Source organism: Cupriavidus necator (assembly GCF_016127575.1).
Classification (GTDB): domain Bacteria; phylum Pseudomonadota; class Gammaproteobacteria; order Burkholderiales; family Burkholderiaceae; genus Cupriavidus; species Cupriavidus necator_D.
On sequence record NZ_CP066019.1, the window covers coordinates 2179848 to 2192416 of the forward strand.

The following is a 12569-nucleotide window of genomic DNA, read 5'->3' on the forward strand; positions in this document are numbered from 1 at the left end:
GAAGTGAGCACGGTGCGGGCCTCCGCCGACACCACGACTGTGCCGCACAGTTAAGCCTTAGATTCGCGTGGCGACGCCAGTTGATGTCGCGCAGACGCCAACCTGCCGGCTGGCGCCTAGTCGCCAGCCATGTCCCTGAAGTATTCGGTCGGCGTCATGCCCAGCGCACGCCTGAACATGGCACTGAAGGCACTTGGACTCTCATAGCCAAGTTGCAGCGCGATGTCCGTGACATGGCAGCCCTCGGCAAGCAGGCGTACCGCGGCCATCAGCCGGGCCTGCTGCTTCCAGCGGCTGTAGGTCATGCCCGTTTCTTCGGGAAACAGGCGGATGATGGTGCGCTCGCTGGCGCCGACCGAACGGCTCCACGCCGCCACGGAAGTCTCATCGGCAGGGTCCTCGAGGATCTTTGCGCAGATCTTGCTCAGCCGAGGGTCCTTGGGCATCGGCAGATGCAGCGGCACCACGGAAAGCGGGCGCAGTTCCTGCAGCAGAAGCTGCACCACCAGGCCGTCGCGGCCGCTTTCGTCATAGTCCAGCGGCATGCGCACGGCGGCCGATATCAGTTCGCGCAGCAGCGGCGGCACAGCGACGACACAACAGTTGCGCAACTCATCAGGAATGGCATCAGCGCGAATATAGACCGTGCGCATTTCCACATCGCCGCAGGCCTGCATGGCGTGCTCGACGTTGCACGGAACCCAGACCGCGCGTTGAGGCGGCACCACCCAGGAGCCGAAATCGGTGGTCACCAGGATAGCGCCCACATAGGCGTAGATCAGCTGGCCACGCGGGTGGGAATGCGCGGAGATATAGAAGCCGTCCTTCAGCTTGCGCGCCATCCCGCCCACTCGCCGGTCTATCGCCTGGTAGTCATCCCGGTTTTCGCTCTTTCCAAACATGGCGTCTTTGCGATAGTCGTTGTCATCCAGGGGCGCGCGCAGCCACACGCCGATACGTATCTTTGGCCGGACGCCAAATGCGTCGCAACGATCAAATGGAATCGAGGCATCGGTCCCACAGTCTGGAGCCAAAAGTAATGTCAGTGTATCGAAACTTCAATCAGGAAGAACTGGACAAGCAGTACAACGTCAGGGCGGGAATTCCCGGGTTCCAGGACATCTTCAAGGGATGGGAGAACACCAGCGCCGCATTCCGTCGCGCCCATCCCGTAAAGGAGAACCTTGCGTATGGCCTGGACGCCAAGCAGGCGCTGGACTTCTTTCCCGCAGCCACCAGGAGCCGTCCGTTGCTCGTCTTCATTCATGGCGGCTACTGGCAATCGCTGGACAAGTCGGACTTCAGCCACGTTGCCGCCCCGTACCTGAAGCACGACATCAACGTCGCCGTGGTGAACTACCGGCTCGCCCCGGAGGTCGGGATGGCCGAGATCGTCCGCGATAATCGCGACGCCGTGGCATGGCTCTACGGCAATGCGGCCGAACTGGGGTTCGATGCGAACCGCATCTATGTATCCGGCCACTCAGCCGGCGGACATCTCACCGCCACGCTGGCAGGAACCGATTGGGAGTCGTTCGGCCTCCCCGCTGACGTGCTCAAGGGCGGATGCGCGATCAGCGGCCTGTATGACCTGGAACCTATCCGCCTGTGCTATCTCAACAAGGTGGTCGGCCTGACCGAGGCGGATGTCGCCAGCTACAGCCCGATTCATCATGTTCCACGAGTGAAATTGCCCATGATCCTGACCGCTGGCGGGGATGAGTCGCCGGAGTACCACCGGCTGCAGCGCGAATACCAGGCGCTGCTGGGCGAATGCGGCTTTGACGTGCAGGTGGTGGTGCAGGAGCGCGGCCATCATTTCGACGCGGTCGACCTGCTGGGCGATGCCGATGGCGCCCTGGCCGCGTCGGTGTTGCGCATGATCGAGCGCGCCTGAGGCCTGAGGGCCGGATCGCGGGCAGGGCGGCATTCAGCATAGGCCGCCATGTCCGCGGTCCCGGTGCAATCACCGGATCGGGGCGCTTGCCTGCACGGTTGTGAAAGCGCGAACTCGTGATCAGAAGATTCCATGGCGTGGCAAACCACGCGCTACCCCACCCTCTTCCGGTCGCTGACTACCACCAGCGCCTGTGCCAGGGTCTTGCCAATCGAGCGCGAGCGATGCGGGATCGATGCGTTGAAATACAGCGAGTCGCCAGCCCGCATCCGTACCGTGCGGTCATCGAACAGCACCTCCATCTCGCCCGATACGACGAAGATCAGCTCTTCGCCGGCATGGCTGGCCATTGGCTGGTCTTGTGCCAGCGTGAACGGCGGCACCATGACGAAGGGCTGCATCGCCTTGTCCACGCGCTCCGTGGCAATGGCTTCGTAGGTATAGCCCTGGCGCTCGGCGGACGGGCTGAACGGAACCCGGTCCGCGGCCTTGACCAGCAGGATCTCATTGCCGCGCTGCGGCTTGGCGATCAGCTGGTCGACGGTCACGTCGAGGGCCTCGGCCAGCTTGAGCACCGTACCGATGGTCGGCGACGACAGGCCGCGCTCCAGCTTGGACAGGTAGCTCTTGGTCAGCGATGCCCGTTGCGCCAGTTCCTCAAGCGTCAGCCCGTTGAGCTTGCGCAGTGCCGCCAGCCGTTCGGCGATGGTCGAAAGAGCGGCCGGAGCGCCCGATTCTTGCTTCCTGATCATCCGCAGTCACTGGTTAGAAGCGCCCGGACAGGCGCATGGGTCGGCTCGGATTGTAAGGTCGGCACGACACATCGGCAACTCGGTTTGCCTAAATGACACTTCGGTGTCATTATAGACACACTTGTTTCCCCACCCGCCCCCGAAGGAGCATGCAAGTGAGTCCCAAGCGCCCCCATCTCGCAGGTGCAGCAGCCCTGTTTGTCACCCTCTTCCTCAGTGGTTTGCCTGCTGCCCACGCGGCCGGCTATCCGGATCGTCCCATTACGCTGGTGGTGCCATTCGGCGCCGGCGGCATCACTGACCTGGTGGCACGCGCCACCGGCAAGGCCCTGTCTGAACAGCTTGGCCAGTCGATCGTCGTGGAAAACCGCCCCGGCGCGGGCGGCAACATCGCGGCAGATTTCGTACGTCGTGCCCGGCCCGATGGCTACACACTGATGTTTGCCACCGTGGGCGTCCTTGCGGTCAATCCGCATACGGACGTCAAGGTCAGCTTTGATAGCGCGAAGGACTTCACCTATATCTCGCTCGTCGGTTCCACGCCCCATCTGGTGGTGGTCGGCGCCGACGTCCCGGCCAGGACGCTGCCCGAACTGATCAAGCTCGCGCAACGCCAGCCCGGCGCCGTCAGCGTAGGCACCGCAGGCGTCGGCAGCTCGCCGTACCAGGGCATGCGCGTGCTGCAGGACGCGGCCCGGGCCGAATTCCTGCACGTACCGTTCAAGAGCGGCGCTGAATCGGTGACCAACGTTGTCTCGGGGCAGGTCAACATGACATTCGAGGCCACGCCGCAGGTGATGCCATTCGTCGCCTCCGGCAAGCTGCGGGCGTTGGCCGTTGCCAATCCGCGGCGGCTGGCCACCGCGCCGGACGTGCCGGCGACACCGGAACTGGGCCTGCCGACCATCGTGTCCGGTTCGGTGGCAGGCCTGATTGCGCCTGCCGGCCTTGATGCCGCCATCGTGAAGAAGCTCAACACAGCCATTGCCGGCGTGGTATCGAACCCCAAGTTCAAGGCCACGCTGATGGCACAGGGCACTGAACCGATGTCATCGTCGCCCGAACAATTCCGCAAGCTGATCAAAGAAGAAGACCAGCGCTGGTCGGCCTTGCTCAAGGCTGACAACAAGACCAGGTAACGCGGACTGAAAGCTCCCCTTCTCCAGCACAACGAAAGGAAAATCCCATGGCCAGCACCATGCAACTGAGCAAGAGCGAAATCGTCGCCGCCTCGCTCCAGAAAATCCAGATGGAACTGCGCACGCAGAAAATGCCGCTGCGCGAGGCAGTAGCCGAAACCTGCCGGATCCTGTTCGCCTTCGGGCACGACTCCGGCCTCTCAGGCCAGATCACCGCGCGCGCAGAACAGCCTGGCACCTACTGGACCCAGCGCCTGGGTCTGGGCTTCGACGAAATCACGTCCGACAACCTGCTGCTCGTCAACGAAGACCTGGAAGTCCTGGAAGGCAGCGGCATGCCGAACCCGGCCAACCGCTTCCATTCCTGGCTCTACCGTGCGCGTCCGGACCTGAACTGCATTGTCCATTCGCACGCGCCGCACGCCTCGGCGCTGGCGATGCTGGAGGTGCCGCTGGTCATTTCGCATATGGACACGTGCGTGCTCTACGACCAGTGCGCGTTCCTTGAGAAATGGCCTGGCATTCCTGTCGGCAATGAAGAGGGAGAAATCATCTCGGGAGCCCTTGGTGACAAGAAGGCCATCCTGTTGTCCCACCACGGCCTGCTGGTGGCCGGTGCCACGGTGGAAGAAGCCTGCGTACTGGGTGTGATGTTCGAGCGTGCCGCCCGGCTGCAACTGCTGGCCATGGCGGCGGGCCCGATCCAGCCGATCCCGCACGATCTGGGCTGCGAAGCGCAGCGCTGGGTCAGCACCCAAAAGCGGTTCGAAGCTACCTTTGCCTACTACTCGCGGCGTGCGCGTCGCGGGCTGGGCGCCGAATAGCAACAGGGCGCCGACGGGCCGGCGCAAGCACGGCCAGGACATGGCGAAGTCTGCAGTCTGCTGAGAACCTGAACCACGCCTGGCCCTGCGCCATTGCCGCTTGCTTGATATGAGAAGCGCAAGCTCCGACAGTATTGGTCGAATGGGATAATCGCGTCATGGCAGGCAGGGCGGGAATCGCAGATCTGCCGCCGATGGCGCAGGTGAGTGACGGCGCCATAGCCGGCGCCCGCCGCCGGCGCTCATATCCCTACCCAAGAACGGAGACATGCCTTGACCATTAAAAACCGATTCACCCTGGGCCTGTTGGCAACGGCAGCCCTCATCGCGGCGGCCCCGGCTTGCGCACAAGAACAGTGGCCAGCAAAGACGATCCGCTTTGTCGTGCCCTTTGCCGCCGGCGGCGCCAATGACCTGATGGCGCGCGCCGCGGCCGAGGGCGCAACCAAGGCGCTGGGCCAGACCGTGCTGATCGAGAACCGGCCCGGCGCGGGCGGCACCGTGGGCGCCGACATCGTGGCCAAGAGCGCGCCGGATGGCTATACCTTCCTGATCAGCGCAGCCGGCGTCATCTCCAACAGCATGATCAAGAAGTCAATGCCGTTCAAGGATGACGCGCTGGTTCCCGTGGCCATGATCGGCCTTGCGCCTTCGGTCATCGTGGTGCCGAAGAACGCGCCCTACAAGGATCTGCGCGACTTCGTCGAGGCCTCAAAGAAGGGGAACGGTTTCAACTTCGCGACCGCGGGGACCGGCAGCACCCCGCACTTCGTGGCGGAGATCCTGAATGTGAAGTACGGCGCAAAGCTGCAGCCGGTGCCCTACAAGAGCGGGTCGGAAAGCACTACGGCAGTGCTGGGCGGCCAGGTGGAAGGAACCTCCGAGGCCAGCATCATCGCCCTTCCGCATATCCTGCACGATGGCAAGTTCAAGGCGCTCGCCACCACCTGGACGCAGCGCATCTCGGCCTACCCGCAGCTTTCCACCGCGGTGGAGCAAGGCTTCCCGGACCTGCAGATCGCGCATTGGGCCGGCGTCCATGCCCCCAAGGGGACGCCCGACGCCATCCTGGACAAGGTGGCCGCCGCGGTGGACAAGGCCATGAAGGACCCGGCCGCCGCCGCCAAGCTGAAGGCCGTGGGCATCGAACCGGTCGGCGGCACGCGTGCGGACTTCGTGAAGTTTGTCGAGGCGGAGCGCAAGCGGCTGGGCGAGATTGTCAAGGCCGCCAGGATGCAGGAGAAGTAATCGCTGTGCCCGCCATGCCGCCCCATCGGTCAGGACGCCGGGGCGGCACGGCTTTCATTGGCCGTTGCCGCAGGCAGGTTGCGGCGCCCCCAGTTCTCTGCCTGCCGCTCCAGGTGCAGGCGGATAAAGTCCATCAGCGTTCGCGTTGCCAGCGTGGGATAGCGGTTTGGCGCGGTCAGCATGTAGACACTGTCGCCCACGCCTTCGGCTTCGCACTCGGCCAGCACCTCGCGCATCTGTCCGGACTGCAGTTGCCGCCAGACCGCATAGCGCGGCAGCAGCGCCACGCCCAGCCCGCCCATCACCGACTCGAACAGGAACGGATAGTCGCCTGACTGGATCCGGGGCGACACGCGCAGCGTCATCGGCGTGCCCGCCAGCCATACCTTCAGCGTAAAGCGGCGCCCCAGCGATGCCGGGGCAATCATGTCGCAGCGCTCCAGGTCGGCCACGGTCCGGATCGGCCCGTGGCTGTCCAGGAACGAGGCCGACGCGCACAGGCACCAGCCGACATCGCAGATGCGCCTCGCCACGTGGTCATCGGGCGGCTGCGAGGTGATCTTCAGCGCCACGTCGACCTCGGCCGGGATCAGGTCGCCAATGTTGTCGTTGATGACGACGCGCAGCGAAATCTGCGGGTAGTTGCGCGCGAATTCCAGCAGCAATGGGGTCAGGTAGAGATGACCCAGTCCCGTGGGCAGGCGAATACGCACGTCGCCGCGCACCACCTGGCCAAGGCTGTCGATCGAGGTATTGGCCGACTGCAGTTCGTCCAGCATGCGCAAGCCATGCGCGTACAGCAACTGGCCCGCCTCGGTCAGTTCGACATGGCGCGTGGTGCGGCGCATCAACTGGGCGCCCAGGTGCTGCTCCAGTAATTTCAGGCGGCGCGATACGTTGGAGCGGGTCATGCCGCTGCGCTCCGCGGCGGCGGTCAGCGTGCGCGACTCGACCATGGTCACGAACAGCCGCACCAGGTTGAGATCGAAATTATTGTCAATCATGAGTCAACACCGTAGGCACAAATCGAGGGATTGTCCTGGCAGGAAGCCAACCCTAGCATAAACCTCCTGCTTACCCACCTTTCGAACGCCATGTCCGCACTGCCCGCTTCCGACCTGTCCGACACCGACCTGCCTTTCGCCGGCCTGCGCGTGCTCGACATCAGCCAGGGCATTGCCGGCCCGTATTGCGCGCACATCCTGTGGCAGCAAGGCGCTGGAATCGTCAAGGTCGAGCCGCCCGCGGGCGACTGGGGCCGCAAGGTCGGGGTCGTGCGCGGCGATACCAGCGCGCTGGCGATCGCCTATAACGCCGGCAAGCGCAGCGCCTGCATCGACGCCACCACTGACGCCGGCAAGGAGGTGCTGCTCGGCCTTGCGCTGCAGGCGGACATCGTCGTGCAGAACTTCCGCCCTCAAGTGGCGGAACGGCTGGGCGTGGGCTATGCGGCGCTGGCCGCGCAGCGGCCAGCGCTGATCTATGTGTCGATCAGCGGCTATGGCCCGGATGGTCCCTATGCCGACTATCCGGCTTCGGACTCGGTGATGCAGGCCGACTCCGGGCTGATGTTCGCCAACCGTGGCGCCGACGGTGGCGCGCGCCGCATCGGCATGCTGCTCGCCGACGCCGCCACCGGCCTCTATGCCGCCCAGGCCTGCGCCGCGGCGCTGTGCCGGCGTTTTCGCAGCGGGCTCGGCGGCCATGTCGAGCTGAACCTGTTCGATGCCTGCTGTGCGCTGCAGGCCAACAACCTGCTCGAGCATGCCATCGGTGGTCCGACGGCCGCCGGCCCGGTGAGCGCGCCCAATGGCGTCTATGCCAGCAGCGACGGCAGCGTGACGCTGCTGGCGCTGAACAACGCGCAGTTCGCCAAGCTATGCCATGCGCTGGACCGCACCGGCTGGCTGGAAGACCCGCGCTTTGCCGACAATGCCGCGCGCATGGCCCACGCCGCGCTGCTGAACCAGCAGGTGGCCGAGCAGATCGCCACGCGCACGACCGCGCAATGGCAAGACATCCTCAGCCGGCACGACGTGCTGCATGCCCCGGTGCGCAGCTATGACGACGTGCTGGCGCACCCGCAGGCGGCATACCGGCAGACCTTCCAGACGATCGCGCAGCCGGGGCTCGGACCGCTGCCCTTCGCCGGCATCCCGGCGCGCGACATGCGCCGGGATGCCGGCCCGGCGCCGGCCAACGGCGAACATACCGTGCAGGTCCTGCGCGAGGCCGGCTTCGGCCAGCAGGCCATCGACGCATGGCTGCAGCAGGGTGTGGTGCGACAGGCGACGGCCCCCGCGGCCAAGGCAGGTGTGCAATGAAGGCGCTTGTCTGCAAGCAGTTCGGCGGCGTGCAGGACGTGGCGCTGCAGGCCATCCCGGAACCGGTGCTGGCCGACCCGCATGCGGTCACGATTGCCGTCGAGTACGCCAGCGTCAGCCACGCCACCGGCCTGATGATCGCCGGCCAGTACCAGCGCCGGCCCCCGTTGCCCTTCGTGCCCGGTACCGAAGCGGTCGGCCGCGTGGTGGCCTGCGGTGACGCGTGCACGCGGCTGCGTCCCGGCGACCGGGTGGTGGCGATCGCGGACTGGGGCTGCTTTGCCGAACAGGTCACCGTGCCCGAGTACACCGTCTACCGCGTCCCGGATGCGCTGCCGTCAAAGGCCGCGCTGCCGATCCCGATTTCCTATGGCACGGCGTATTGCGGGCTGGTGTGGCGCTGCGCGCTGCGCCCGAATGACACGGTGCTGGTGCTTGGCGCCGGGGCCGGTGTCGGCCTGGCTGCCGTGGAAATTGCGCGCCAGCTCGGCGCCACCGTCATCGCCTGCGCCAGCACCGAGGCCAAGCGTGCCGACGCGCTGCGGCGCGGCGCCACGCACGCGCTGGCCCCGGCGGACCTGGCGGCATCGGTCAAGGCGCTGACGCACGGCCGTGGCGCGGACGTAGTGGTGGACCCGGTCGGCGGCGACCTGTTCAACCAGGCCCTGCGTGCGGCGGCGGCGAACGCGCGCATCCTCAGCATCGGCTTTGCCAGCGGCACCATCCCGCAGGCCCCGGTCAACCTGCTGCTGGTCAAGAACCTCACGCTGCACGGGTTCTTCTTTGGCCGCTACATCGGCTGGACGCCCGCCAACGAGCGGGCCGAGCATGCAACGGCGCTGCAGGAGGTCATGGCGACGCTGTTCGATTGGGCCGCGCGGGGCAAGCTGGAGCCGACCGTATCCGCGGTCTATCCGATCACCGGCCTGGACGACGCCCTGGCCGCGCTGGAATCCCGCCAGGTGGTGGGCAAGGTAGCCATAAAAATCAAGGAGACAGAGACGTGAACAACCGATACCAGAAACGACTTCCGGCTTGGCCGCGGCTGCGCGCGGCACTGATGCTGGCGGCAGCCGCGGCCGCGCTGCCGGCTGCCGCCGTCGCGCAGGACTTCCCGCAGCATCCCGTGCGCATGGTGCTGCCCTACCCCGCCGGCGGGCCCACCGACCTGCTCGCGCGCGTGGTCGCGGTCAAGATGGGCGAGAGCCTGGGCCAGAGCGTGGTGGTCGACAACAAACCCGGCGCCAGCGGCATGATCGGCGCCGAAGCCGTGGCGCGCGCTCCCGCCGACGGCTACACCATCCTGGCCAATGCCTCGCTGCATGTGATCAACCCCAGCATTCAGCCGAAGATGCGCTATGACTCCTTCAAGGACTTCGTGCCGATCACGCAGCTGGCCGACGTGCCGCTGGTGCTGGTGGTCAACAACGCCTCGCCGGTGAAGACAGTGCAGGACCTGATCGCCTACGCAAATAGCCAGGGCGGTGCGCTCAACTTCGGCTCGGCGGGCAATGCCTCGGCCCAGCACCTGGCCGGCGAATCGTTCAAGCTGGCGGCAAAGGTGCCGATGCAGCATGTGCCGTACAAGGGCAGCGCGCCGGCGCTGACGGACCTGATGGGCGGCCAGATCCAGCTGATGTTTGATTCCATGCCGTCGGCGATGCCCTTCATCAAGTCCGGCAAGCTGCGTGCCGTTGCCGTGACCACCGCGCGGCGCGCGAGCGCGCTGCCAAACGTGCCCACCGTCGCCGAGTCCGGCCTGCCCGGCTTCGACATCAGCACCTGGTATGGGCTGTGGGCGCCGCGCGGCACGCCGGCCCCGGTCGTGGAAAAGCTGGCCGCGCATGCGGCCGGCGCGCTGAAGCGGCCCGATGTGCGCCAGCAATATGCCGACATGGGCGCCGAGCCGGTCGGCTCCTCACCTGGCGACTTTGCCCGCTACAACGCTTCCGAAGGCAAAAAATGGGCGGAAATCGTGCGGCGCTCGGGGGCCAAGGCAGACCAGTAGCGCACGGCGGTTGCCGCAGGACTGGCCGATGCCGGGTGTCGGCCAGACGCGCAGTTGGCCAATCTTTCAGATTGCTGCGATCAATTTCCGGTCGGAACCGTCCAGTCCTCCACCACCAGGCCAGGGACGCGCCGGAATGCCTGGTCATTGGTCACCAGCACCGCGCCAGTCTCCAGCGCGTGCGCGGCGATCAGCAGGTTCAGTGCCCCCACCGGCTGTCCTTGGGATTCCAGCGCAGCGCGGGTTTCACCATAGCCGGCCATCACTGAAGGGGTCCAGGGCAATACCTCGACCCTGCGCAGCAACTCGTCGACCGCGCGCGCGAGGCGCGCTGCGCCGGGACGCTTGGCCAGCCCGTACATCAGTTCCGCACCGGTGATGGCTGACAGGCACAGCGCCACCATCGGCGCTGCCGTCACGCGTGCCACGACTGCCGGATGTGCCCGCAACAGAAGGCTCACGATATTGGTGTCGAGCATGTAGCGCGTCATTCGAGACCCGCCAGCGGATCCCTGGCTTGCTCGCCCTGCGCGCGGTCGGCCATAAAGTCTTCCGGCACGGCGCTGTCCTTGATGGCAGCCAAAAAGCCGTCCCAACTCTCCGGCCGGCGCGACAGGATCACGTCACCGGTGGACGGGTCACGGCGAATATATACCTCGCGCTCGGCGAAGCGGAATTCCTGCGGCAGCCGTACCGCCTGGCTGCGGCCGGTGGTGAAGATCTTGGCAGTGGTGCTCACGATATTTCCTTTGATAGATACCAAAAGATATACCGTCATGCGATGGATATCAAGATAGCTACCACTAGCTGTATCTGTGGGATGTCTAACGAGATGGGACGAAAAATGCGCTAAGCAACACCTACGTCCCAGCAATGCTTCGTCCCTTGTTTTGCTCTGCGGCGCACCGCAACCGTGCACCCATGCGCCCGGATTGAGCACGGGCTCCCCCTCATTTCCCCAGCGCCCATTCAAAGCTACGGGTTTTCGCTCGTTGAACGTTGGCATGTCTGTTGCATAGTATTCAAGTGACTTGAATATGGTGCAGGCAGCTTTCCAAGAGCTTTCCCGGGCGTCCACACGCGCCTTGCATCGGTTCGGGTCGGTGACGCCGCGCAGCGGTCCGTCCAATTGTCCATGCAACCCAGGGGGAAGAGAGTGCGCAAGAAACACACTGCAGTAGCCGCCGCCATCGCAGCCGCAGCGACCGGAATGGTCCTGACGGCAGCACCGGCGCAGGCCAAGGATGTCGTCAAGATTGCCTTTGTCGGTCCGCTGACCGGTGGCGTGTCGTCGATCGGCCTGGGCGGACGCAATTCCGCGGACCTGGCCGTGCGCTTGCGCAATGCGGACCCGAAGGCCAGGTACACCTATGAACTGGTGGTGCAGGACGACGAGTGCCGGCCGAACGTCGGCGTGCAGGTGGCGACCAAGATCGCGGCGGACAAGTCCATCGTTGCCGGCGTGACGCACTTCTGCTCTGCCGTGGCCATGGGCACAGTGGGCGTCTACAGCCGCTTCGGCATGCCCGCCGTGGTGTGGGGCGCCGTGCTGCCCGAGGTCACCTATGGCAACAAGTTCAAGGAGATCCATCGCGTCAACGGCACGATGATCAACCAGAGCGAAGTGGCGGCCAAATTCATGACCGGGCTGGGCTACAAGAAGTGGGCGATCATCCATGACACCACCGACTACGGCAAGGGCCACAACAAGTATTTCAGCGAGTTCCTGAAGAAGGACGGCGGCACCATCGTCGGCACGTTCGGCGTGACAGCCGATCAGCAAGATTTCACCACGGAGCTGACCAAGATCCGCGAACTGAAGCCCGACGTGGTGTATTTTGGCGGCCTCACGCCGCTGGGCGTGCGCATCCGCACGCAGATGGACAAGCTCGGCATCAAGGCTCAGTTCGAGGGCACGTCGGGCATCAAGTCCGATGCCTATATCGAAGGCGTGGGCAAATCGCTGTCGGAGGGTTCGCTGGCGTTCATCGAAGGCGCGCCGGTAGAGAAGCTGGCGGGCGGCCAGTTCTTCATGGAACGCTACACGCAGCAGAAATACGGTGAACCGCCGGAAGCGTACGGCCCGTTTGCGTTTGCCGCGGCCAACCTGATCATCGACGCCGTGGAAAAGGTGGGCCCGGACCGCAAGAAGGTGCGTGATGTGCTGAACGGCACCAGGGACGTGAACACCATCATCGGCAAGGTCACCTTCGACGACCACGGCCAGAACGTGGTGCCGCTGATCACCAAGTATGTGGTGGAAGACGGCAAGTGGGTGATCTGGGAAGACAGCACCTACGGCAAGGGCAAGAAGAAGCTGACCGGCCTGTAAGCATGGCGGCCGGGTTCGGGGCAATCCTGCCCCCGCCCGGCCCCG

General features: G+C 65.2%; 13 protein-coding genes. 8 read left to right on the top strand and 5 right to left on the bottom strand.

Annotated features, from left to right (window positions below):
* Positions 1-116 precede the first annotated feature (116 nt).
* Positions 117-902: an AraC family transcriptional regulator gene (locus I6H87_RS28865; protein ID WP_011617583.1), complete on the bottom strand. Its 786-nt coding sequence runs from the start codon at positions 900-902 to the stop codon at positions 117-119.
* 137 nt (positions 903-1039) lie between these two features.
* On the opposite strand from I6H87_RS28865, the gene I6H87_RS28870 reads away from it, so the two are divergent.
* The gene (locus I6H87_RS28870; RefSeq protein ID WP_011617584.1) at positions 1040-1897 is read left to right on the top strand and encodes an alpha/beta hydrolase; all 858 of its coding nucleotides are present in this window, start codon (positions 1040-1042) and stop codon (positions 1895-1897) included.
* A gap of 152 nt (positions 1898-2049) precedes the next feature.
* On the opposite strand, the gene I6H87_RS28875 is transcribed toward I6H87_RS28870, so the two are convergent.
* Positions 2050-2649 (bottom strand): helix-turn-helix domain-containing protein, encoded by a 600-nt coding sequence (locus I6H87_RS28875; protein ID WP_010812760.1) that lies wholly within the window; start codon positions 2647-2649, stop codon positions 2050-2052.
* A gap of 149 nt (positions 2650-2798) precedes the next feature.
* On the opposite strand from I6H87_RS28875, the gene I6H87_RS28880 reads away from it, so the two are divergent.
* The 3 genes from I6H87_RS28880 (at position 2799) to I6H87_RS28890 (ending at position 5860) form a co-directional block, all read left to right on the top strand.
* Complete coding sequence (locus tag I6H87_RS28880; RefSeq protein WP_011617585.1) at positions 2799-3788, top strand: Bug family tripartite tricarboxylate transporter substrate binding protein; 990 nt, start codon at positions 2799-2801, stop codon at positions 3786-3788.
* Positions 3789-3835: 47 nt separating this feature from the next.
* On the top strand, positions 3836-4612 hold the full coding sequence (locus I6H87_RS28885; protein WP_010812758.1) for an aldolase: 777 nt from the start codon (positions 3836-3838) through the stop codon (positions 4610-4612).
* Between the two features lie 273 nt (positions 4613-4885).
* Complete coding sequence (locus I6H87_RS28890; protein ID WP_011617586.1) at positions 4886-5860, top strand: tripartite tricarboxylate transporter substrate binding protein; 975 nt, start codon at positions 4886-4888, stop codon at positions 5858-5860.
* 29 nt (positions 5861-5889) lie between these two features.
* Here the strand turns inward: I6H87_RS28890 and I6H87_RS28895 are convergent, their stop codons facing one another.
* Positions 5890-6864 (bottom strand): LysR family transcriptional regulator, encoded by a 975-nt coding sequence (locus I6H87_RS28895; RefSeq protein ID WP_010812756.1) that lies wholly within the window; start codon positions 6862-6864, stop codon positions 5890-5892.
* A gap of 90 nt (positions 6865-6954) precedes the next feature.
* Between I6H87_RS28895 and I6H87_RS28900 the strand changes: the two genes are divergently transcribed.
* Genes I6H87_RS28900 through I6H87_RS28910 form a run of 3 tightly spaced genes read left to right on the top strand, consistent with a single transcriptional unit; the run spans position 6955 to position 10192 of the window.
* Positions 6955-8184, top strand: a complete 1230-nt coding sequence (locus tag I6H87_RS28900; protein ID WP_011617587.1) for a CaiB/BaiF CoA transferase family protein — start codon at positions 6955-6957, stop codon at positions 8182-8184.
* Positions 8181-9191: an NADPH:quinone oxidoreductase family protein gene (locus tag I6H87_RS28905; protein WP_010812754.1), complete on the top strand. Its 1011-nt coding sequence runs from the start codon at positions 8181-8183 to the stop codon at positions 9189-9191. The genes I6H87_RS28900 and I6H87_RS28905 overlap by 4 nt, the downstream gene beginning before the upstream one ends.
* Positions 9192-9244: 53 nt before the next feature.
* Entirely contained in the window at positions 9245-10192 is a 948-nt protein-coding gene (locus I6H87_RS28910; protein WP_051398610.1) for a tripartite tricarboxylate transporter substrate binding protein, read from the top strand.
* 80 nt (positions 10193-10272) lie between these two features.
* On the opposite strand, the gene I6H87_RS28915 is transcribed toward I6H87_RS28910, so the two are convergent.
* Both I6H87_RS28915 and I6H87_RS28920 read right to left on the bottom strand, forming a co-directional pair.
* On the bottom strand, positions 10273-10683 hold the full coding sequence (locus tag I6H87_RS28915; RefSeq protein WP_010812752.1) for a type II toxin-antitoxin system VapC family toxin: 411 nt from the start codon (positions 10681-10683) through the stop codon (positions 10273-10275).
* Positions 10680-10931 (bottom strand): antitoxin, encoded by a 252-nt coding sequence (locus tag I6H87_RS28920; RefSeq protein WP_010812751.1) that lies wholly within the window; start codon positions 10929-10931, stop codon positions 10680-10682. Before I6H87_RS28920 ends, I6H87_RS28915 begins: the two co-directional genes overlap by 4 nt.
* Before the next feature lie 417 nt (positions 10932-11348).
* Here I6H87_RS28920 and I6H87_RS28925 point away from each other — a divergent pair, with 417 nt between their 5' ends.
* Positions 11349-12524 (top strand): branched-chain amino acid ABC transporter substrate-binding protein, encoded by a 1176-nt coding sequence (locus I6H87_RS28925; protein WP_011617589.1) that lies wholly within the window; start codon positions 11349-11351, stop codon positions 12522-12524.
* Positions 12525-12569 lie beyond the last annotated feature (45 nt).